Raw genomic sequence first — 20,592 nt, forward strand, 5'->3', positions numbered from 1 at the left:
GCCTATTGGCTGGCCCAAATTTCGGGGCTGCACACCAGATCACCCAGCAACAACAGATCCTGCTGACGCTCGGTACGGGCCGTATCCAGCGCCAGATCGCACTGCTGTGCACCATGGAATTCCACCTGCAGGCTGGGGTTTCGCTCGCTCATCTCCACCGCAAAGAAGCCATCGGCCTCGCTGACGGTACGTCCCGCGTGGTTGACCACCATGGCCCCCTTGAGCGGTGTCCCCTGCCCATTGAGCAGGCGACCTATCACTGTCACTGTCTTCATCACCCGCACCCTGTGATAGGCCACCCCCCCCTTGTTGAGGTGATAGGGCAGCAGGTTGGGGCGAATGGTCACCGACGGCGACTCGGCGCCCGCCATGTCCAGCTGTACGGCACCGCCGCGATAGGCGGTGACGGGCACCAGGTTGCGGCCGGGGCGCAGCACCACATTCCCTCCCTGATCGTCATAGGCGCGCAGGGCCAGCTCGGGAAGGTCGGACTCCAGATCCACTATCATGCCCGCCTCATACCCCTGGGGTTGACCGGTCAGGGTCAGACTGCCCTCATCGCCAAAGGCCAGGGTGCTGTCGAGGTTGAGTCCGCCACTCAAGGCCCGGTTGTAGGAAGAAGAGAGCAGGTGGGCGTCGCCACTGGCGAGTGCCCCCTGAAAGCGGGCATGGCCCGCCATCCCGACCCCATAGCTGTCTGTGGTCAGGTTGGCCCCGACGCTCTGCAAGGCGCCCCACTCCAGCCACTGCTGGTAACCGAGGGAGGCGTTGCGTTCCTGCCCGCCGGAGCGGGAGGTCCGGCTGCCAAGGCCAATGGCAAGCTGGCTGCGCTCTCCCCCCAGGTTCATGCTCAGGGAGAGCATGCTTCCCCTGTCCCGCGCATTGTCGGTACTGATGCTGCCGGGGCGGTCGAACACCGTCAGGTTCCAGCTCACCCCCTGGCCAAGCAGCTCGCCGTTGTAACGCCAGCCCAGGTCGGCCCCCAGCCCCTGCCCCTCCCGGTGCGCCAGATAGAGGTTGGCGGAGTGATGCTCATCGAGTCGCTGCTGCAACGACAGGTTGCTCTGGGCAAGGTCACGCGCCTCCCCCTCCCGCAGCTCCTGATAGCGCTGCTGCTGATGACTGAGCACCAGGCTGCCATCCCCATAGTGATACAGCGCCTGCAGATCGAAGCCGGTGCCCACCCCCTGGGTCGCCATCAGGTTGCCAAACAGCCGCCACTGGTTGCCCGGGCTCCAGTCCGCCGAGAGACCATGCTGCCAGCGCTGGTCAATGTACTGGCTGGACGCCCCCAGGATCACCGAGGGGGTGAGCAGGTGGTTGAGCATGACGCCGCCGCTGGTGCTCTCGGGGCGCTTCTCTTCCCGGTCGCTGAGCAGCCGGGTCTGCTGGCCCAGAAACAGGTTGAAGCGCCAGAGCTCCTCCGGGTTTTGCCAGTTGCCCGGCTTGTAGATCATCTCCCGCCGCCGCTCGGTCACCTGGCCATCTTCCAGCACCCGCAGCTCCACCTCGTAGATACCGGTGGGCAGCACCCGGGTATCCAGGGCCTGCAGCCCCGAACCCACCTGCTGGGAGTTGATGAGCAAGCCATCCTTGTAGATCTCGACCATGCCTGGCCGACTCGGGGTGACATAGAGCGGGACAGTGCTGGCCTTGCCCTGCTCCACCAGCAGGGTGTCCGAATCCCCCAGCATGACCCCGAGCACGGTCGGCGTGCCTCCGCCAAACTGGGCAGGCTGGCGCACCAGCCCCTGGGCATAGGGGGAGAAATAGCCCAGCCGGTAGAAGCGCCCCTCTCCCTCATGCTCGGCATAGAGCTGCTGCACATGGTGCTGGGCAGGCTGGCCGGAAAACTGGCTCAGCTCCCCTTCCAGCAAGGGGGTCCACTGGCCGAGGCTGCCCTGGGCCGTCAGGTTGTAGCGGCCGCTGCGCTGCTCTTCCTCCCCCAGGGTCAGGTTCAGCTGATGGCGCATCAGGGCGCCATAGCTGCCCGCGGCGGGCAACGGGTGGTAGCGGGCCTGCTGTGATCCGCTCTCCACCCGGGTGGTCAGCACCGAGAGCTGGGAGTTCTCCAGGCTGTACTCCAGGGCCAGCACGCCATTGGCACACTCGCCCTGGCACGGACCCAGACGGTGGGGCACGGCCAGCACCTCGACCCAGCGCTGGCGTGTGCGCTCGTCCAGCTCACTCTCGTGGCCGTCGGTCAGGGTCAGCAGTTGTACGCTGGTGTCTTTGCCCAGCACTATCTCGCCCTCCCCCAGCAGTTGCCCATCCACCAGGATGCGCACCGCCAGCGGGACGTCGAAGAAGTGATCGGCAAAGCCATCAGGCAAGTCTTGGGCTTGTTGCAACACATCGAGGGGCTGGGTGGCACGACCCTCAGTCGCCCAGACAGGCTGGCCCAGCAGGGCCAGCGCCAGCAGGAAAGAGAAATAGGGCACGGGTCATCTCACTCTTGGCATCAGCGCAAACAAAAAAGGCTCCCCCGATACAGGGAGCCGAACTTACTCGCCGTCATTTGCTTAGGGCTTTTTGGGCGCTTCCGATTCAAACATCATGTTCACCACACCCTGATAGTTGCCGGGCTGATAGCCGGCCACAGGGGCGTCGGCGGGGATCACTTCCAGTCCCAGCAACTTGCCGGTCTTGGCATCCTCTGCCTTCATCACCTCGACTGAGGTGGTCGACAGGGCGACACCACCCACCTTGATGGTCAGGGGAATGTTGTCGTTGCCGCTGGCCATCACGGCCGGGTTGGTCAGGTAGCCGGTGATGGCGCCTATGGTGCTCTTGGCATCCAGCTGCTTGCTCAGCGTGTCCAGCTTCTTGGTGTAGGGGTTGTAGGCCAGCTTCTGCGGCGTGCTCATCCAGTTGTCGCCACCGGTCGGCTGCACATAGAAGGCCTCGCTCGGGATCTGGGCGGTCACTGTGACCTGATGTTCAATGCGTTCTGCCGCCATCAGATGGGCCGATACCAGCATCGCCAGGGGCGCAACAATCCATACTTTCATTACTCTCTCCTCGGTCATAAACAAGAAACATCAGTGTCCAATCACCATGTTTCTACTCTGGTCACCCTCAATCAGCGCAAAGCGATAGAGGTGATCTTTCTGTTTCACAAGTTGCTTCTTCATGCTCGGCAACAGATGAATTTTTCCTGGTGTTGAACAGTTTTTTGCACGTCCATCACACTCCTCGAAAAAGTCCAGCACTATGGTGGCATTGCCGTTATTCACGACTGTGGTCATGGTGTCGGTCTCTATCAATTTCGTATCAAAACGGGTCTCTTTTGGCATGACAAAAATAATGGCGCCGAATCCGGTCAATATATTTACGCCGGCAGAGACTTGTTGCTGAGCATCAATACTCTGGCCATCCATATCGAATCCATCCTCTTTCCTGGGCAGCACGGGAATAAAGCGAACTCTGAAATAGCGCTCCTTGTCCCGCGCCCCCATATAGAGCAAGCGGGTAGCCTGCACCCCTTTGGCCGGGATGATCAGGCGCGACGGGCTGGCGATCAGGGCCCGGTTGCCTTCGGTCAGCTCCGCCGACTCACGGGGCTGGCCGGCGCCGTCATAGGTTATTTCGTGAATGGCCACCTTGACGAAGGCGGTGGTATCGCCCTGATTTCGGATCCGCTTTAAATAAGTTCCCTGCTGACCTGCCATATAGTCAAAAAGGGTGCCTATGCTGATTTCGGCCGATGCCGATACGTTGCCGCTGAGCATCAGCAACAAAATAAAAAATAGGTTTCTCATCTTCATTCCAGACTGAATTTATTCTTGAACAAGCTATTAATGAGCCGTTCGAATATCACTGGGGCCAGTTTATGCAGCATGCCGGGGGATGTTAATCGGAATAATCCTATATTGAATTTCAGGCGGCAGGCTCATTATCAGATAATTCCTACAGCTGCCGGGTGGCTGCACCCTGTATTATGCGCAGCCATCCATCGCCATCAGGTGAGAGCCATGTTTGCGTTCAAAGAAGAGTATCCGATGAGTGCCATGGCCACGATGGCCATGGCGGATGTCGCCGTTCCCTTTTACCAGCCGATTATAGGTCGGGACCGTCAGGTCAAGGGCTATGAGGCGCTGGCCAGGCGCTGGGATCCGGTGGCCCAGTGTTACAAAGGCATCGATTTTGCCTCCCTCAGCCAGGACGAATCCCTGCATCTGGATATCGTCATGCTCAGGGCCATCATGAGGGATCTGCCTGTCCTGGCGAAGGGGGGGCCCTATACCCTCTCCATCAACCTCAACCCGGCGCTCTCCAGCCCGACCTATCAGAACCTGTTGCTGCTGGTGCTGGTGCAGGCACGCAAGGTGGGGATCGACATCTGGTTCGAGGTGCTGGAATACGCCCGGCTGGAGAGCCAATACAGGGAGCTGATAGAGGTGCTGCGCGCCCATGGCGCCCACATCGCCTGCGATGACTTCGGCTCCCGGGAGTGCAACTTTCAGCGCCTGATGGCCCTGCCCTACGAGGTAGTCAAGCTGGACCGCTCCCTGCTGCTGCAGGCGGCACGCACCTCACACGCCTTCAAGATGCTGGTGGGCCTGGTGGCCTACCTGCAGCGCCTCGGCATGGCCGTGGTGTGCGAGGGGGTGGAGACCCAGACCCATATCGAGATAGCGAACCGCCTCGGCTGCGACTATCAGCAGGGCTACGCCTACGCCATGCCCTCCCCCCTCTCCCGCTGGTCCTAGGCACCCGGGACCAGAGGGTCAGCCGGGGCTCCTCTTGCCCTCGCGCTTATTCAGAACGGCCAGGCCCGTACCACCACAGGGCCTGGCTGCCCCTTCCTCTTCTTCAGGCTGTGAATGGACTCACACTTTGGCTCATTCAGAGCCCGTTTCAGATCAGCATCTCTATAATGGGCCCGCCTGGGCCTCTTCGGTGTCCTGGCATAACCTATTGATGCTACGGAATATTACAATGAAAAATAGCCACAAGACCCTGCTCGCCGCTGCCATTTCCCTCGGATTGATGGCAGGCTGTCACAGCAACAATGACTCCAAGGCCCCAGATCCCATGGTTCGCTTCGCTACCTTCAACCTCTCCTTCGATCGCACCGCCCCCGGCATGCTCTCCGGCGAACTGGCCCTGGACCGCGCCGCCCAGGACGCCCTGCTGGCCCGCTACCAGGAGGGCGACGCCAGCCTCGGCAAGGCCGAGATAACCCAGGCCAAAAACGTGCAGCAGATCCGCAATATCGCCGAGATAGTGCAGCGCACCCGGCCGGATGTGTTCCTGCTGAACGAATTCGACAACGACGGCAAGGGCGAGAGCACAACGGATCTCAAGGCGTTCAACGACAACTACCTGGCCCACCCGCAACATGCACAGGTTCAAGCCATCAGCTACCCGGTGCTGCAGAATTTCGCCACCAACACAGGGCTGATGAGCGGTCATGATCTCAACCTGGACGGCAAAGTGAGCCGCGGGCCGGACGACGCCTGGGGCTTTGGCAACTACCACGGCCAGTACGCCTTCGCGGTGATGTCCCAGTATCCCATCGACACCAAGGGGATCCGCACCTTCCAGCACTTCAAGTGGAAGGATATGCCCGGCGAAACCAACCCCGTCATCGACGACTGCAACAACCCCAGGGCGCCGATCCCGGCCGGCCGCCAGTGCGGCGAGCCCTGGTATGACGCCGCGACCTGGGAGCAGTTCCCGCTCTCCTCCAAGAACCACGCGGACGTGCCGGTGCGCATCAAGCAGGGTAACAAGGAGGTGGTGATCCACTTCCTCATCTCCCACCCGACGCCCCCCATCTTCGGCAATGCGGCGCGCCACAACGTCAAGCACAACAGGGCCGAGGTCGCCTTCTGGCAGGACTATGTGGAAAGCGCCAGCTACATGGTGGACGATGGGGGCAAGGCCGGCGGTCTGCCGGCGGGTGCCCGCTTCGTCATCGCCGGGGATCTCAACGCCGATCCGCAAGCGGGTGACGGGGATCTCAGTGCCATCCAGAACCTGCACAACCATGTGCTGGTCAACCAGTCGGTCACCAATGGCGCCCTGATCCCGGTCAGCCAGGGTGGCCCCGAGTGCCTCGCCAGCCAGCCGGATCAGTGCAAGCGCAACAACAACAGGCCGACCCCGGAGCGCATCACCAGCAGCAGCGGCCTGCAGCTCGATCACCTGATCCCCTCCGCCAACCTCAATGCGGTGGCCTCGGGGGTGTTCTGGCCCGCCAGCTTCGAGCCGGGTTACCACCTGGTGTATGACGCACAGCTCGGCATCGCCAAGGGAGTGAGCTCGGATCACCGCCTGGTGTGGGTGGACTTCGAACTGGACCAGTGATTCAAGGGATCCACTCAATGAAAAGCGGGGCCATGATGGCCCCGCTTTTTTGCATCTGGCGCTAGACCAGCTTCTCTACCCGGGCCGGCAGCCCCTGGCGCGCCGAGGATCCGATGGCCCAGTCCACCAGGGGATAACGGCCGTGGCGACTGGGATCCAGCACCGCCAGATCGTTGAGGTTGACCCCGGCACCGCGCAGGGCACTGGCCGCCACCGGCTGGCCGTCTATCCAGTGCTCCCGCGCCCCCAGCTCCTTGTGGCCGAAGCCGTGCTCGATGGCGATGGCATCTTCCTGCACCCCGGCCACGCACTCGGCCAGCCCGATCACGCTGCCATTAGGGGTGCTGACCCGCACCCTGTCCCCACTCACTATGCCGAGGCGGGCCGCCGTCTGGGCGTTGAGTCGCACCCCGTTGCTGGGGTGCACCTGGCGCAGGCGATCCGAGCTTATGCTCATGGAGCTCATGGTGTGGGACTTGTAGCTGGTGAGCAGCAGGGGCCACTGGGCGGGCTTGAACGCCTCATTGAGCGGCGTGCCGTCGGCGAGCTGGGCCCGGAAGAAGCGCGGGGTGCCGCTCAGGAACTGGCCGCTCTGGCTGTGACGGCGGCTGCCCACCGCCGGGTTCCACAACATCAGCGGCTTGGGCCAGCGCTTGCTCGGCTGACCCGATTCATCGCGCCCCTTGGCGACCGGCTCGAAGCGCCCGCCCCGGGCGTAGAGATAGGCGGCGCGGCTCGCCTCCTCCGCGCTCAGGGTGGCGTTGAGGGTGGGCAGGATCCGCTCCACCCCGGACCAGGCGAGGTCCTCAGGCCCTATGGGAGGAACCGGTTCACCCAGGTAGGCGACGTTGGCCGCACCATAGAGGGAGAAGTCCGCCGCCTTGTGGAGACCGTGCAGCTTGCCATCCGCCCCTTTCAGGGCCCCCTCGCCAAAGCCCGGCAACCCCAGGCGTTTCGCCACGGCGATAAGGAAAGACTCCATGCAGACGGGATCCCCCGAGGCTGTCTTGGCGACGCGAGGCTCCACCACGGGCCAGCGGCCGGTCGAGACCTTGGTCATGACCCCGTGCCAGGCGGTGGCCCAGCCCCAGGACTCGTAGGTCAGGGTGTCCGGCACTATGTAGTCCGACAGCGCCGAGGATTCGTTGATGAAGCTGTCGATGCTGACAAAGAGCGGCAGCACCTTGGGGTCCTTGAGCTGTTCACCTATGGCCTGGTGCAGCCCCGCCTGACCGTAGAGGGGGTTGCCCATGTGGTTGAGCCAGGCCTTGGCACGGTAGGGATAACCGCTCACCGCCGCGGTCAGGTGTTCGCCGAGCAGCGGGCCCGAGATGGGGAACCAGGGCTCGTGAGCCGGATAGGGGTTCTGCCCCGCCTCTTTCTTGCGGCGATATTCGGAGGTCTTCTCGTAGGGGAACTTGGAGCGGGAGAGGAAGACGCCGGCGGGTTTCACCATGCCGGGGAAGCTCGCCAGATCGTAGCGCGGCCCTGCGCCGAAGGGGTCAAACTTGCCGCCGCTCGCCACGGCGCCGCCCTTGGCGTTGAGGTTTCCTATCATGGCGTTGAGCATCATGATGGCCCAGGCCGTGTAGAATCCGTTGGCGCTCATGGTGCCGCCGTGGGTGATCACCGCCGCCCGGGTGCCGTGGCTGGTGAACTCCCGCGCCAGCTCCTCGATGTCGACCACCGGCACGGCGCACTCGGCACTGTATTGCTCGAGGCTGTGCTCCCGGCTCGCCTCGGCCAGCAGCTGGAAGCTGCTCTTGACCGCCAACTCCCCGCCTGGGGTCGAAATGCTGCGCGCCACCCAGAGTCGGGCCCGCTCGCAACGGCCGGCCGGTGTCAGCTCGTCACTCCCCTCTTCGACCACCAGCATGGCGTCCCCCTCGCCATAGGCTTCGCCCTCAAAGGGCAGCCCCAGATCGCTGACGTGCAGCATCTGGCCGAAGCGGGGGTGCGACTCGTCGCAGATCACCAGATGGCTGGCGTTGCTGAAACCGCGATAGCCGGCCCGCTCGGCCGCTTCTGCGTTGGGTGCCGCCAGGAAGGGCTCGGCGTAACGATCGTTGTCGATGATCCAGCGCAGCATGGCCAGGGCCAGGGCCGAGTCGGTGGCGGGCCTGATGGGCAGCCAGCGGTTGGCGGGGGCGGAGGGCAGGTTCACCGTGTTCGGCAGGCCGGGCGCCACCACCACGTAGGAGAAGGGCTTGCCCTGCCGTGCCCGCCCCGCCGCCAGCTGGCGGGACTGGCGTTTGAAGGGGTTGCCGGACTGCTGGGGAGAGGTGCCCATGAACAGCAGGAAGTTGCTCTCGTCCCAGTCGGGCTTGAGGTGGGCGTTCTTCTCCAGATCGTCCAGCAGGGCGCCGGCCCCCACCCGGAACGACAGGCCGCAGTAGGCGCCGTGGTTGGCGAAGTTGCGGGTGCCGAAGCCGTTGAAGGTGAAGCGCTTGATGAAGGCATCGCGCCCCTCGTCCGAGGCGTTGCTCACCAGCAGCTGGTTGGCCCTGGGGCCGTATTCCGGGTTGGCGGGATCGAGCGGCTCGGCGAGGTTGCGGATGGCCCTGAGCCCCTCGACGCTGCCCTCCCCGAACAGATCGCCCCCCTCCACCACCTCCTCGATCAACTGCTCGAACGGGATGCTCTGCCAGCGGCCGCTGCCGCGGGGGCCGACACGCTTGAGGCAACGGGTGACCCTGTGGGGGCTGTCGAGCTGCTCCAGCATGGCGTTGCCACGGGCGCAGGCGGTGGAGCGGCCATCCAGCCCCCCTTCCTGATAACCGCTGGTAGCGAGCAGCGCCTGCTTGATCGGCGTCTTGAAGTCGATGTGATGCAGGGCGGAGAGGGGGTGATAGGGGTTGCCCAGGATGCGCACTATCTGGTCGCTCTCGTTGTCGATGCGGGCCCGCACCCCGCACAGGGTCCAGCAGCCGAGGCACATGGTGTTGGCGAGGTGCTGGTCCGGGTTGGGGTGAAGCTCCCCCTGCCCGTCGACCCTGTACTCCACCGCCAGGGAGTTGCCGTGGATGGGATCCCGGGTCGGCTTGCCCGAGCTGCCGGTGGCCAGCCCGCTCACCACCTGCTTGAGGGTGTCGCTGTAACCGGCCACGAAGAGCCCCGTGCCCCCGGCGATGGCGGCCCCTTTGAGAAACTTGCGTTTGCTGTGATCCATCAGAGTGCCTCGCGAGCGCTATGGGTAGTGGCTGCCTGGGTGGCAGATGACGTTGTGACGGATGGCAGAGCCGGGGCGCGCACCAGCTCGGAGAGCGCCACCAGCAGGGCCAGCAGCAGGCCGAAGGTGCCGAGGATGCCGAGCACCCCGGCCGGCCCCCAGGCTATCTGGTAGACATAGACACCGGCCCCGTATTTCGGCGCCAACTGCCCCTGAATAAGCACCAGCCAGCGCAGGCCCCACACCAGGTGCAGTGCCAGCAGCCCCAGGCCCCAGGCTTGCAGGCGGGGGGAGAATCGGTGCCCCGCCAGCAGCAACAGGCCGAGCAGGGCCAGGGTCAGCAGCAACCAGTGGGCCGCCAGCCGCCAGCTAGGATCCAGCCGATAGAGGGCACTCGCCTCAGCCGCCGAGGCGCCGCCAAACAGGGCCCAGCCCAGCAGGGAGAAGGCGAGCAGCGCCAGGGTCGGGCGGATCTGGCGCAGCAGCCCCGCCTCCGTGCCCTGCTGCCAGCCGGTCAGCAGGCGGTTGAGCAGCAGCAGGGCGCTCTGGGCCGCCAGCAGGGCGCTCAACGCCAGCAGCCAGGGCAACCAGGGGGTATGCCAGAGCGGGCGCGCCTGCACCGCCATGGTCTCGAGCCCGGTGTAGAGGGCTATGCTGAGCCCGCTTAAAATAGCCATCAGGGCAAGCGGTTTGAGCCAGGGCTCGCCGGACCAGTTCCCCAGGCAGAGCAGCCGCGCCAGGGCGGCGACCCTGTCCCGCTCCTCCCCACGCCTGGCCAGGTTCGGCCTTAGCAGCAGCCAGCCAAACAGCATGGATAGCAGGCTGAACAGGGGCAGCAGGTAGGCGCCATACCACATGATGGAGGTGAAGCGGGTCTGGGCGTAGAAGTGCCAGGCCCGGGCCGGCTGGTGCAGATCCGCGGTCAGGGCTATGGGCGCCACCACCCCTGCCCCCATCATCAGCACGGCGGCCAGGGTCTGCAGCCGCCGATCCGGCGCCTTGCGCCACAGATCGGCCGCGCCCAGCCAGAGGGCCCCATAGGCGAGGCCTATGAGGAAGAAATATTGCACCGCCCAGGGCAGCCAGGTGATGGGTTGATCCGGGGCCAGCAGTTCGTTAATGGTCATGGGCTATCTCCTTGCCGTCGTCGCCGAGCAGGGTGCGCTGCGCCGGATGGCCGTCGATCTTGCTGACGAAGGCCTCATCCATGCCCAGATAGAAGACCCGCGGCTGGGTATGGGCCTCCGGCTTGAGCACCTTGAGGGCGGACTCATGCTCACGCAGCAACCGGCTGATCTGGCTCTTGGGATCGTTCAAGTCCCCTATGATGCGCGCCTCGCCGACGCAGCTCTCCACACAGGCGGGCAGCAGTCCCGCCTCCAGCCGGTGGGCGCAGAAGGTGCACTTGTCGGCGGTGTTGGTCTCGTGGTTGATGAAGCGGGCGTCATAGGGGCAGGCCTGCACGCAGTAGCCGCAGGCGACGCACCAGTCGTTGTTGACCACCACTATGCCGTCATCGCGCTGGAAGGTGGCGCCCGTGGGGCAGACGTCGAGGCAGGCGGGCTCGGCGCAGTGGTTGCAGAGCCTCGGCAGCATCAAGAGGGAGGCGGGGGCATCGAGTGCCGCCACGTCGCTCACCTCGTACTGGCTGACAGTGGTGCGAAACTGGCCGAGAGGGGGCTGGTTCTCTATGGTGCAGGCCACTGTGCAGGCCTGACACCCGACGCAGCGGCGCAAGTCAATCAGCATGCCGTAGCGCTTGCGGCCATCCCCCCGGCTGATGGCCGCCCGCCCATTGCGGGGAACGGGGACGGACTGGGCCTGAACTTGAGCCTGGGTCACGGGGATCAAGGCCGCCCCTGCGGTGAGGGCGGCGATCCCGGATAACAATCGGCGCTTGCTGAGCTCCATGGCTTCTTTCCTTCTGCTGAGCTGGCTTCCCCCAAGAGGGGGGTTGGGCCGATTGTCCGCAACGCAGCAAGTCGCCTCTATTGTGGTTTTCCACATACCGGGAGCCGGGTTGATCCAGCGCAATAAAACCGGCCCCATAACCGCCAAACTGTGACCAAAGCCCCATTCGCCGCCCCATCACGGCGCCTGGGCGACCCAGCGCACCGCCCCGGTGATAGACTGGCTTCCCCACCCCCATCAGCCGCCCAAGGAGAGCGCCCTGTTCCGTCACGCCCCCTCATCGCTCGCCCGCCAGCCCCTGCTGGCCCTGTTGCTCTGGATCTGGGTCGTCCCTGCCCTGGCCGGGCCTGTGCCGCCCCAGACAGAGTCGGCGCTGGCCCAGAGCGAGCCGGTGCAGGCCTTGGCAGAGCCGGTGCGAATAGGGGTGCTGGCGACCCGAGGCCCGGCGCTTGCGAAGGCCCAGTGGCAGCCGCTGATGGGCTGGCTGGATGAGCGCGTGCCAGAGCGGCGCTTCGCGCTGGTGCCCCTGGAGCTCGATGCCCTGGCCGAGGCCGTCGCGCAAAGCCGGCTCGACTTTGTCATCACCAACCCGGGCCAGTCGGTGAGTCTGGCGCGCCAGTATCCACTGGCCTGGCTCGCCACCCTCAAGAGCCCGGCGGGGGGTGACAACCTCGCCATAGGCGCCGCCCTGGTGGTGCGCGCCCATGCCCCTTACCGGCACTGGCAGGATCTCGAGGGGCGGCCGGTCGCCGCCGTGTCGGAAAACGCCTTTGGTGGCTACCTCGCCTACCGCTTCGAGGCGGACGAGCAGGGGGTCAGGCTGGAGCGCTTCTTCTCCGCCGTGCGCTTCACCGGCTTTCCCCTGGACAGGCTCATCGAGCAGCTGGCGGCAGACGAGGTCGCCGCCGCCATAGTGCCGGTGTGCCAGCTGGAGCGCATGGTGCGGGAGGGCAAGGTCGCCGACTCGGATTTTCGGGTGCTGGACAACCAGGCACCGGCGGGCTTTGGCTGCCAGAGCTCGACCCGGCTCTACCCGAACTGGGCCTTCGCCCAGACGGAGCAGGCCTCCCCTGCGCTTGCCCTGGCGGTGACGCGAGCCCTGTTCGACCTGCCAGCAGACAGCGAGGCGGCCATGGCCGCCGATTCGGCGGGCTGGACAGTGCCCACCAGCCAGCTTGGCATCGACCGCCTGCTCAAGGCGCTGGATCGCCACCCCCTGCAAGGCCCCTGGTGGCAATCGGCCTGGCACTGGCTGCGCCAGCATCAGCAGTGGGGCTGGGGCGCCCTGGCGCTGGTGCTGCTGCTAGGCGGCCACCACCTGCTGCTGCAACGGCTGTTCAACCGCAGCCAGCGCCGACTGCTCGCCAGCCGCCGCCAGCTCGACGATCAGGCCCGTCAGCTCGAGCGCAAGGGGCGCCAGCTAGAGCAGGCCAGGCGCCTCGCCGAGCTAGGCGAACTCGGCGCCAACGTGGCCCACGAGATCAACCAGCCCCTCACCGCCATCGCCAACTACAGCCAGGGTGCCCTGCTGCGCCTCGCGAGGCAGGGGCAGGATCCGGCCACGACCGCATCACAGGAGCCCCTGCGCCAGGCCCTGGAGCAGATTGGCCTGCAGGTCCAGCGCATCACCCAGACAGTCAACCGGCTGAGATCCCGGCTGCAGAAACGCCCGCGCCAGCCCGAACCCACGGACCTGGTCGCCCTGGTGGAGGGCCTGCAACCCCTGCTCGGTCAGATGCTGGCCCCCCTCGGCGTCACCTTCACCCTGCGCTGGCAGGGGCAGCCGCGCCTGCTCCCCCTGGATGGCATAGGGGTGGAGCAGTTGCTGATGAACCTCATCAAGAATGGCGCCGAGAGCGCGGCTCGAACGGACGGCCCAGCGGCGCAAAGGGCTGAGCCGGGCCGGGTCGAGCTGCTTGTCTGCTTCGAGGCGGCGCTCTTGATCCTGGAGATCCGCGACAACGGCCCCGGCCTGAGGATGCCACAGGCCTGGCTGCAGCAGGCGTTTCACAGCGACAAGGACGACGGCATGGGGCTGGGGCTTGCCATCTGCCGGGACGTGGTCGAGTGTCATCGCGGCCAGCTCGTCTTGAGCAACCTGAGCCCCCATGGCTGCCTGGCCCGGGTGACCCTGCCCGCCCCTCAGCAGCGGCTTGAGGCCGCTTCCCATCCCAATCCAAGGAGCTGACATGCAGTCCGTTGACCGCCCTCCCCTCTATCTGGTCGATGACGATCAGGCCGTGCTCGACTCCCTGCGCTTCATGCTGGAGAGCTGCGACGAGCGGCAGCTGCGCTGCTTTGCCGACGGCGAGCGCTTCCTGGAAGAGGTCGATCTGCGCCTGCCCGCCTGTCTCATCCTGGATTGCCGCATGCCGGGCCTCTCCGGCCCCGAGGTGCAGCAGCGGCTGAAGGCGGCCCAGAGCCCCATCGCCATACTGTTTCTCACCGGTCACGGGGAGGTGCCCCTGGCGGTGGAGTCCCTCAAGCAGGGGGCGGTGGATTTCTTGCAAAAGCCGGTGCAGCTGGCCCCTCTGCTCGCCGCCATAGCGCGGGCCGAGCAGGCAACCCTGGCCGCGGCGGCGCGCCTTGCCCATAGGCACGCCTTCGAGCGGCTCACCCCCCGCGAGCACCAGCTGTTGCAGCTCATCGCCCAGGGCCACAAGAACCAGCAGATAGCGAGCACGCTCTGCATCTCGGTGCGCACCGTAGAGGTGTGCCGCGCCAGCCTGATGAGGCGGCTCGAGGTCGATTCCCTGGCCGAGCTGATGCTGCGCTATGCGGCGGTCAATGGGCGGCCCTGAATCGCTCACGCTATGGGCAAACCCCAACCCCGGGACATAAAACGTGGCGAGATCACACACTTGGCGCCGCCTTGGGGGTAGAGTAGCCCCTTCCCTTTATCAGGGCCGACCTAGGTCCTGCGCATTATTTCGAGGAGACATCATGGAACTGCTTCTGCTTAGCAATGGCAAAACCACCGAACACCCAGGCCTGCTCGGCTGGGCCCGCGACCGGGTGCAGACCCTGCTCGCCCGCAAACAGGTCAAGCGCATCCTGCTCATCCCCTATGCGGTGATCCGCAGCGACTGGGATGCCCGCGCCCAGGATCTCGCCGAGAGCCTGGGAGTGGAGACCATCAGCATCCACCAGTTCGACGATCCCGTGGCGGCCATCAACCAGGCAGACGCTATCTTCATCAGCGGCGGCAACACCTGGCGCCTGAACCAGCTGCTGCACGAATACGGTCTGGTGGTGCCCATACAGCGCGCCGTGCGTGAACGGGGTGTGCCCTATGTGGGCTGGAGCGCAGGTTGCAACGTGGCGACCCCGAGCATCCGCACCACCAACGACATGCCGGTGTGCAGTGCCGCCGTGCTGCCGGCCCTGGGCCTGTTCCCGCTGCAGATCAATCCCCACTATCTGGACGCCAGCATCAGCGGCCACATGGGGGAGACCCGGGACGAGCGGCTCGCCGAGTTTTGCGCCATCAACCCGAGCGAATCCGTGGTGGCCCTGCGCGAGGCCAGCCTGTTGCAGATCAGCGGCGAGAGCAACGGCGAGACAGTCGAGTACTGGAGCGTGCGCGGCGAAGGCTTCAAGATCTTCAAGCACGGCGAGACGACCCAGGAGTATGAGGACGCCGCTCCCCTGGCCGCCCTCACCCCCTTCATCCCCAAGATCTGAGTCTGGGGCGCTGCAATGAAAAGAGGGATGGCCAAGGCCATCCCTCTTTCGTTTGCCCGCTCGCGCCGGGGTGAGGTCCCGCAAGGGCCCTCACTCCAGGATCGCCAGCGCCTCCTTGCCGCCGCCACGCCTGGGGGCCTTTAGCAGCAACACCAGCGGAATGGCGCACAGGCTGACCCACATCATCAGGCGGAAGTCCTGCAAATAGGCGAGCAGGCTGGCCTGGCGGGTCACCTCGCCGTTGAGCATGGCGAGCCCCTTGGGGGTGACCAGCGCCGCCGTCCCCATCCCCTGCTGCAGACCGGCATTGAAGGGAGTGATGTAGGAGGCGAACACCTCGTGGTTCATCTGGGTGCGCTGGGCCAGGTAGGTGATGACCACAGAGATGCCGATGCTGCTGCCGATGTTGCGCACCAGGCTGAACAGTGCCGTCCCTTCGTTGCGATAGCGCGGGGCCAGGGTCGCGAAGGTGATGGTGGAGAGCGGCACGAAGATGAAGCCGAGCCCCAACCCCTGGACTATGCCGGTGCGCACTATGTCCCAGCTGCTGATGTCGGTGTTGAACAGCGTCATCTCCCACATGGAGAAGCTGGTGAGCAGCAACCCCAGCAGGATCAGGATGCGCACGTCCACCCGGCCCGACAGCCTGCCCACCAGCATCATGGCGAACATGGTGCCGACCCCGCGCGGTGCCAGCAGGTAGCCGACGTCGATCACCGGGTAGCCCATCAGCCCCTGCATGAAGGGGGGCAAGAGCGTCATGGTCGCCAGCAAGATGATGCCGACGATGAAGATGAACACCAGACCGACGCTGAAGTTGCGATCCTTGAACAGGGCCGGCTCTATGTAGGGATGGGGGTGGGTGAAGATGTGCACCACGAAGAGATAGAAGGCCATCACCATCATGACGGTCTCGATCACTATCTCCCGGCTGGCGAACCAGTTCTGGGACTCCCCCCTGTCCAGCGCCATCTGCAGCGCCCCTATCCCCAGGCTCAGCAGGGCAAAGCCCAGCAGATCGAAGCGGCGGCTGGCATCGAGTCTGGTCTCCTCGATGAAGGCGGCGAGCCCGAACCAGGCCAGCAGGCCGAACGGCAGGTTGATGTAGAACACCCAGCGCCAGTTGTAGTACTCGGTGAGCCAGCCCCCCAGCGACGGCCCGAGGATGGGGCCCACCATGACACCTATGCCCCACATCGCCATGGCGGAGCCGTGCTTCTCGGGAGGATAGGTATCGAGCAGCACCGCCTGGGAGAGGGGCACCAGGCTGGCGCCGAAGATCCCCTGCAGCAGCCGGAACAGCACTATCTGATCCAGGCTCTGGGCCGCGCCACACAGCATGGAGGCGACGGTAAAGCCCGCCACCGACCACATAAACAGTCTTTTCCGACCAATTCTTGCCGAGATAAAGCCGGTCAGTGGCATGAAGATGGCGGCCGCCACTATGTAGGAGGTGAGCACCCAGGAGATCTGATCCTGGGTCGCGCCCATGGCCCCCTGCATGTGGGGCAGGGCCACGTTGGCTATGGTGGTGTCCAGCGCCTGCATTATGGTGGCCAGCATCACCGACAGTGTGATGAAGGTGCGGCGGGAGACTTGGTCTGTGCCCTCCGTATCTGTTGTCGTCATATCAACCTCGACCTGACAAGCCGGGCAGAGTGCGCTGGTGGCCGGTATCGATTTCGGCGGTGGCGCTCAGGCCAGCGCGCAGGGTGGGCAGATCCGCCCCGTCCTCCAGCTTGATCCGCACCGCGACGCGCTGGGCTATCTTGACCCAGTTGCCGGTGGCGTTCTGGGCCGGGATCACCGAGAACTCGGAGCCGGTGGCCGGGCTCAGGCTCTCCACCACCCCGTGCCAGCGGGCGTCCGGGTAGGTGTCCACGCTGATGTCGACCTGCTGGCCCGGCTGCACATGGGTCAGCTCTGTCTCGGTGAAGTTCGCCTCCACCCAGGGGCTGTCGGTCTCCACCAGCATCATGGCTGTCATGCCCACCAGGCTGTACTGGCCGGGCTTGGGCAGCTGGCTGGCGATGCCGTTGGCGGGGGCATAGATGGTGGTGCGGGCCAGATCCAGCTTGGCCTTGGCCAGACCGGCGGCGGCTTCCTGATAGGCGGGCTGCTGCTCCACCGGCAGGTTCACGTCACCGTTCAGGGAGGCTTCGATCTTCTTGAGCCCCTCCTCCAGCGCCACCTGCTGCTGGGCTGTCTGTATGGTGAGCTGGCGGGCGTCATCGTAGTTGGCGGTGGAGGTGAAGTGCCTGGCCACCAGATCCGCCTGGCGACGCTCCTCCTTCAGGGCATAGGCATGGCGCGTACGGGCCACGTCTATTTCCGCCTGCTGACCGCGATAGCTGGTCTGCAGCGCCACCAGATCGGTGCGCACCTTGGCGAGTTCGGCCTCGGCCTTGGTCACGGCGACCCGGAAGGACTCGGGGTCCAGCTCGAACAGCGGCTGACCGGCCTTGACCTGCTGGTTTTCGGCGACGAACACCTTGGCCACCCGGCCCAGCACCTCGGTACTGATGGGCACCTTGTCCGCCTTCACATAGGCATTGTCGGTCTCCACATAGCGTCCGCCGTGGAGGTAAATGGCGCCCGCCCCGACCAGGACCAGTGCCGGTACCACCACCAGCAGCAGCAGGCGGGTACGGCGCCGGTTCATCTTGGGACGGGGGGAGGAGGGTGAGTCAGTGGTCATAAAATCGCTCCGCTGTGTGTTGCGTCAAAGTGAGAAATCAGGGATGAGAGAGGTTGGCGCGCAGTATCTTGAGGGAGTGACAGAGCGCATCCGTCGCCTCCTCCCCCAGCTCGCCGATGGCGCGCTGGTGCACCAGATCGGACGCCTGCTTGATCATCGCCAGATAGGGGGTTGCGGCCTCGGTCAGGTAGAGCTGATAGGCCCGGCGGTCGCCGGGATCGCTGCGCCGCTCCACCAGACCGTTCTCGGCCAGCTGATCCAGCTGGCGGGCCAGGGTGATGGGCTGGATATCCAGACCGTCGGCCAGCTCCACCTGACGGATCCCCTCGCGGCGCGCTATGTGCACCAGGGCGCGGGCCTGGGCCAGGGTCAGACAGCTGCCTTCCAGCTGCTGCTGGAACTGGCGGCGCATCAGACGCTGTACGTCGCCGATCAGGAATCCGAGGGAGTCGGGTTGTTTGTTCATAGCATGCAACCTATATAGTAAGCTTTGCTTATTATAAGCCATGAACAGATATATGCAAACTGGCCCCGGCCGCCGTTTGGGTTCATGCTGGGGACCACCACCTCAACGGCAGGAGAAACATCATGGATATCAGGATGGAGCGGGACAGTCTGGGGGAGATAGCCGTCCCGGCGGACAGACTGTGGGGCGCCCAGACCCAGCGCTCCCTGCACCACTTCAACATCTCGGGGGAGCGCCAGCCCATGGAGATCATCCATGCCCTCGCCCGCATCAAGTCCGCCTGCGCCAGGGTGAACCACGCCCTGGGGCTGCTGCCCGCCCGCAAGGCCCAGGCCATCATGGCCGCCGCCGACGAGGTGCTGTGCGGCCTGCACGACGCCGAGTTTCCCCTGATGGTGTGGCAGACCGGCTCAGGCACCCAGACCAACATGAACCTCAACGAGGTGCTGGCGAACCGGGCCAGCGAGCTGCTCGGCGGCGCACGGGGAGAGGCGCGGCTGGTGCACCCCAACGACGAGGTGAACAAGAGCCAGTCCAGCAACGATGTCTTCCCCAGCGCCATGAACCTGGCGGCCGTCACCGCCATCACCGGCCAGCTGCTGCCGGCTCTCATCACCCTCAAACAGACCCTGGCCAGCAAGGCCGCCGCTTTCGACGACATCATCAAGATTGGCCGCACCCACCTGCAGGACGCCACCCCCCTCACCCTGGGTCAGGAGATCTCCGGCTGGGTCGCCCAGCTCGCTCAGGGGGAGCGCCACCTGAGTGCCGCCCTGCCCCATCTGTGTGAGCTGGCCCTCGGCGGCACCGCGGTCGGCACCGGTCTCAACTGCCCGCCCGGCTTTGCCGAGGCGGTGGCCAAAACCCTGGCCGAGCAGACCGGCCTGCCTCTGGTGAGCGCCCCCAACAAGTTCGAGGCCCTGGCGGCAAGCGATGCCCAGGTTCATGCCCATGGCGCCCTCAAGACACTCGCGGCTTCTCTCATGAAGATCGCCAACGACGTGCGCTGGCTGGCGAGCGGCCCCCGCAGCGGGCTCGGCGAGCTCAGCATCCCGGAGAACGAACCCGGCTCCTCCATCATGCCGGGCAAGGTCAACCCGACCCAGAGCGAGGCGCTCACCATGCTCTGTGCCCAGGTGATGGGCAACGACGTGGCCATCAACATCGGCGGCGCCAGCGGCAACTTCGAGCTGAACGTGTTCAGGCCCATGATCGCCTACAACTTCCTGCAGAGCGTGCGGCTCTTGGCGGACGGCATGCAGAGCTTCCACGATCACTGCGCCGTCGGCATAGCGGCGAACCGGGCGCGCATCGACGAGCTGCTGGCCCGCTCCCTGATGCTGGTGACGGCGCTCAACCCCCACATCGGCTATGACAAGGCCGCCGAGATCGCCAAACTGGCCCACCACCAGGGGCTGACGCTGCGGGAGGCGGCCATCGCCTCCGGTCACCTCAGCGCCCAGCAGTTCGATGCCTGGGTGGTGCCCGCTGATATGGTGGGGCGCAGCAAATAAGGCTTTGGGCCGGACAAGTAGACAAAAAGGGCGCCATGGCGCCCTTTTTATTGCAGATCTGCCGTCAGCTCTTGCTCTGGCAGTTGAACATCCAGCGGGTGCCGAACTTGTCCACCAGAGAACCGAAATAGTCACCCCAGAACATCTCCTGCAGCGCCATCTCCACCTGGCCGCCCTCCCCCAGGGCCGCAAACAGGCGGTCGGTCTCGGCCCGGCTGTCCGGCTCCAGGTTGAGGTAGCTGTTGTTGCCCTGCACCAGGGTGAATCCCATGCTGGCGGGGGCGTCCGTGCCCATCAGCACATGGCCGCCGAGGATGGCCAGCTCCACATGCATCACCAGATCGCCATCTTCCTGTGACAGGGGCGGCTGACCCGGGCAGCCGGGGGACTCCTTGAATCTGTGGATGGGGCCGTTGAACTCGCCGCCAAACACCTCCCGGTAGAAGAGGAAGGCCGCCTCCGTCTCCCGGGCAAAATTGAGATAGGTACTGACACGCGCCATGATGATCTCCTTGGTCATTGATAGCGGATTTCGAGGCCAGCTATCAGCATAGAAGAGCCAACGCCCCCCCTGTCGTTCACTACACCAGTGAGTCCTGAGTGGTGGTTTCCCTCGTTTCCTCATGAGTACCTGGCTGATATTTCATGAAAAAAGAGCAACCCGACCCCGCCGAGGGTTGCACCTAGTTACCCATCCCGAAAACATGTATACAACCCATTAATATTTCGGTGAAAACCTGTATCGAGTCCTATTCATAGGCTCAATCCACCGAGTCATTTGCCATAGGAAAATTCAACAATGTAGCCAGGACATTAAAATTTCTTGCTTGAAGGT

The 20,592-nt window shown here is 64.9% G+C and carries 16 protein-coding genes; 6 read left to right on the forward strand and 10 right to left on the reverse strand.

Annotated elements, in window-relative coordinates; genetic code table 11:
* Positions 1 to 2 precede the first annotated feature (2 nt).
* The 3 genes from OC537_RS11855 to OC537_RS11865 all read right to left on the reverse strand — a co-directional run bounded on the left by OC537_RS11855 (position 3) and on the right by OC537_RS11865 (position 3,761).
* A complete protein-coding gene (locus OC537_RS11855; protein ID WP_262111475.1) occupies positions 3 to 2,441 on the reverse strand; it encodes a CS1-pili formation C-terminal domain-containing protein in 2,439 nt (812 codons plus the stop codon).
* Positions 2,442 to 2,522: 81 nt separating this feature from the next.
* Positions 2,523 to 3,011 carry a CS1 type fimbrial major subunit gene (locus OC537_RS11860; protein WP_111909846.1) on the reverse strand — a complete coding sequence of 163 codons (489 nt, stop codon included), beginning with the start codon at positions 3,009 to 3,011 and terminating at the stop codon, positions 2,523 to 2,525.
* A gap of 30 nt (positions 3,012 to 3,041) precedes the next feature.
* Positions 3,042 to 3,761 carry a hypothetical protein gene (locus OC537_RS11865; RefSeq protein ID WP_262111477.1) on the reverse strand — a complete coding sequence of 240 codons (720 nt, stop codon included), beginning with the start codon at positions 3,759 to 3,761 and terminating at the stop codon, positions 3,042 to 3,044.
* A 213-nt stretch (positions 3,762 to 3,974) separates the two neighbouring features.
* Here OC537_RS11865 and OC537_RS11870 point away from each other — a divergent pair, with 213 nt between their 5' ends.
* Both OC537_RS11870 and OC537_RS11875 read left to right on the forward strand, forming a co-directional pair.
* A complete protein-coding gene (locus OC537_RS11870; protein WP_262111479.1) occupies positions 3,975 to 4,712 on the forward strand; it encodes an EAL domain-containing protein in 738 nt (245 codons plus the stop codon).
* A gap of 229 nt (positions 4,713 to 4,941) precedes the next feature.
* Positions 4,942 to 6,315, forward strand: a complete 1,374-nt coding sequence (locus OC537_RS11875; RefSeq protein ID WP_262111482.1) for an endonuclease/exonuclease/phosphatase family protein — start codon at positions 4,942 to 4,944, stop codon at positions 6,313 to 6,315.
* A 61-nt stretch (positions 6,316 to 6,376) separates the two neighbouring features.
* Here the strand turns inward: OC537_RS11875 and OC537_RS11880 are convergent, their stop codons facing one another.
* The 3 genes from OC537_RS11880 to dsrO are packed head-to-tail and all read right to left on the reverse strand — an operon-like array spanning position 6,377 to position 11,395.
* Positions 6,377 to 9,484, reverse strand: coding sequence for a tetrathionate reductase subunit A (locus tag OC537_RS11880; protein ID WP_262111484.1), 3,108 nt, complete (start codon positions 9,482 to 9,484; stop codon positions 6,377 to 6,379).
* Positions 9,484 to 10,611, reverse strand: coding sequence for an NrfD/PsrC family molybdoenzyme membrane anchor subunit (gene nrfD, locus OC537_RS11885; protein WP_262111486.1), 1,128 nt, complete (start codon positions 10,609 to 10,611; stop codon positions 9,484 to 9,486). Before nrfD ends, OC537_RS11880 begins: the two co-directional genes overlap by 1 nt.
* Positions 10,601 to 11,395, reverse strand: a complete 795-nt coding sequence (gene dsrO, locus OC537_RS11890; protein WP_262111488.1) for a sulfate reduction electron transfer complex DsrMKJOP subunit DsrO — start codon at positions 11,393 to 11,395, stop codon at positions 10,601 to 10,603. Before dsrO ends, nrfD begins: the two co-directional genes overlap by 11 nt.
* A 259-nt stretch (positions 11,396 to 11,654) precedes the next feature.
* Here dsrO and OC537_RS11895 point away from each other — a divergent pair, with 259 nt between their 5' ends.
* From OC537_RS11895 to pepE, 3 genes are all read left to right on the forward strand, one after another.
* Positions 11,655 to 13,583 carry a PhnD/SsuA/transferrin family substrate-binding protein gene (locus tag OC537_RS11895; protein WP_410050478.1) on the forward strand — a complete coding sequence of 643 codons (1,929 nt, stop codon included), beginning with the start codon at positions 11,655 to 11,657 and terminating at the stop codon, positions 13,581 to 13,583.
* Between the two features lies 1 nt (position 13,584).
* Positions 13,585 to 14,196, forward strand: coding sequence for a response regulator transcription factor (locus OC537_RS11900; protein ID WP_106885978.1), 612 nt, complete (start codon positions 13,585 to 13,587; stop codon positions 14,194 to 14,196).
* A gap of 142 nt (positions 14,197 to 14,338) precedes the next feature.
* Complete coding sequence (pepE, locus tag OC537_RS11905; protein WP_106885977.1) at positions 14,339 to 15,079, forward strand: dipeptidase PepE; 741 nt, start codon at positions 14,339 to 14,341, stop codon at positions 15,077 to 15,079.
* Between the two features lie 90 nt (positions 15,080 to 15,169).
* Here pepE and OC537_RS11910 read toward each other — a convergent pair whose 3' ends face one another.
* Genes OC537_RS11910 through OC537_RS11920 form a run of 3 tightly spaced genes read right to left on the reverse strand, consistent with a single transcriptional unit; the run spans position 15,170 to position 18,243 of the window.
* Positions 15,170 to 16,708, reverse strand: coding sequence for a DHA2 family efflux MFS transporter permease subunit (locus tag OC537_RS11910; protein WP_262111493.1), 1,539 nt, complete (start codon positions 16,706 to 16,708; stop codon positions 15,170 to 15,172).
* Position 16,709: 1 nt separating this feature from the next.
* Positions 16,710 to 17,777, reverse strand: a complete 1,068-nt coding sequence (locus tag OC537_RS11915) for an HlyD family secretion protein (RefSeq protein WP_262111495.1) — start codon at positions 17,775 to 17,777, stop codon at positions 16,710 to 16,712.
* A 37-nt stretch (positions 17,778 to 17,814) separates the two neighbouring features.
* Positions 17,815 to 18,243, reverse strand: coding sequence for a MarR family winged helix-turn-helix transcriptional regulator (locus OC537_RS11920; RefSeq protein WP_106885974.1), 429 nt, complete (start codon positions 18,241 to 18,243; stop codon positions 17,815 to 17,817).
* A gap of 122 nt (positions 18,244 to 18,365) precedes the next feature.
* Here OC537_RS11920 and fumC point away from each other — a divergent pair, with 122 nt between their 5' ends.
* Complete coding sequence (fumC, locus tag OC537_RS11925; protein ID WP_262111499.1) at positions 18,366 to 19,757, forward strand: class II fumarate hydratase; 1,392 nt, start codon at positions 18,366 to 18,368, stop codon at positions 19,755 to 19,757.
* Positions 19,758 to 19,821: 64 nt separating this feature from the next.
* Here fumC and OC537_RS11930 read toward each other — a convergent pair whose 3' ends face one another.
* On the reverse strand, positions 19,822 to 20,259 hold the full coding sequence (locus OC537_RS11930; protein WP_111909834.1) for a VOC family protein: 438 nt from the start codon (positions 20,257 to 20,259) through the stop codon (positions 19,822 to 19,824).
* Positions 20,260 to 20,592 lie beyond the last annotated feature (333 nt).

Origin of the sequence: Aeromonas sp. Marseille-Q5825, assembly GCF_946892685.1 — a bacterium.
GTDB lineage: Bacteria > Pseudomonadota > Gammaproteobacteria > Enterobacterales > Aeromonadaceae > Aeromonas > Aeromonas rivipollensis.

Bases quoted from the DNA above. Each gene is read 5' to 3' on its own strand.
- OC537_RS11860 (WP_111909846.1), bottom strand. From the start codon at position 3,011: ATGAAAGTATGGATTGTTGCGCCCCTGGCGATGCTGGTATCGGCCCAT.
- OC537_RS11865 (WP_262111477.1), bottom strand. From the start codon at position 3,761: ATGAGAAACCTATTTTTTATTTTGTTGCTGATGCTCAGCGGCAACGTA.
- OC537_RS11870 (WP_262111479.1), top strand. From the start codon at position 3,975: ATGTTTGCGTTCAAAGAAGAGTATCCGATGAGTGCCATGGCCACGATG.
- OC537_RS11875 (WP_262111482.1), top strand. From the start codon at position 4,942: ATGAAAAATAGCCACAAGACCCTGCTCGCCGCTGCCATTTCCCTCGGA.
- OC537_RS11880 (WP_262111484.1), bottom strand. From the start codon at position 9,484: ATGGATCACAGCAAACGCAAGTTTCTCAAAGGGGCCGCCATCGCCGGG.
- nrfD (WP_262111486.1), bottom strand. From the start codon at position 10,611: ATGACCATTAACGAACTGCTGGCCCCGGATCAACCCATCACCTGGCTG.
- dsrO (WP_262111488.1), bottom strand. From the start codon at position 11,395: ATGGAGCTCAGCAAGCGCCGATTGTTATCCGGGATCGCCGCCCTCACC.
- OC537_RS11900 (WP_106885978.1), top strand. From the start codon at position 13,585: ATGCAGTCCGTTGACCGCCCTCCCCTCTATCTGGTCGATGACGATCAG.
- pepE (WP_106885977.1), top strand. From the start codon at position 14,339: ATGGAACTGCTTCTGCTTAGCAATGGCAAAACCACCGAACACCCAGGC.
- OC537_RS11910 (WP_262111493.1), bottom strand. From the start codon at position 16,708: ATGACGACAACAGATACGGAGGGCACAGACCAAGTCTCCCGCCGCACC.
- OC537_RS11915 (WP_262111495.1), bottom strand. From the start codon at position 17,777: ATGACCACTGACTCACCCTCCTCCCCCCGTCCCAAGATGAACCGGCGC.
- OC537_RS11920 (WP_106885974.1), bottom strand. From the start codon at position 18,243: ATGAACAAACAACCCGACTCCCTCGGATTCCTGATCGGCGACGTACAG.
- fumC (WP_262111499.1), top strand. From the start codon at position 18,366: ATGGATATCAGGATGGAGCGGGACAGTCTGGGGGAGATAGCCGTCCCG.
- OC537_RS11930 (WP_111909834.1), bottom strand. From the start codon at position 20,259: ATGGCGCGTGTCAGTACCTATCTCAATTTTGCCCGGGAGACGGAGGCG.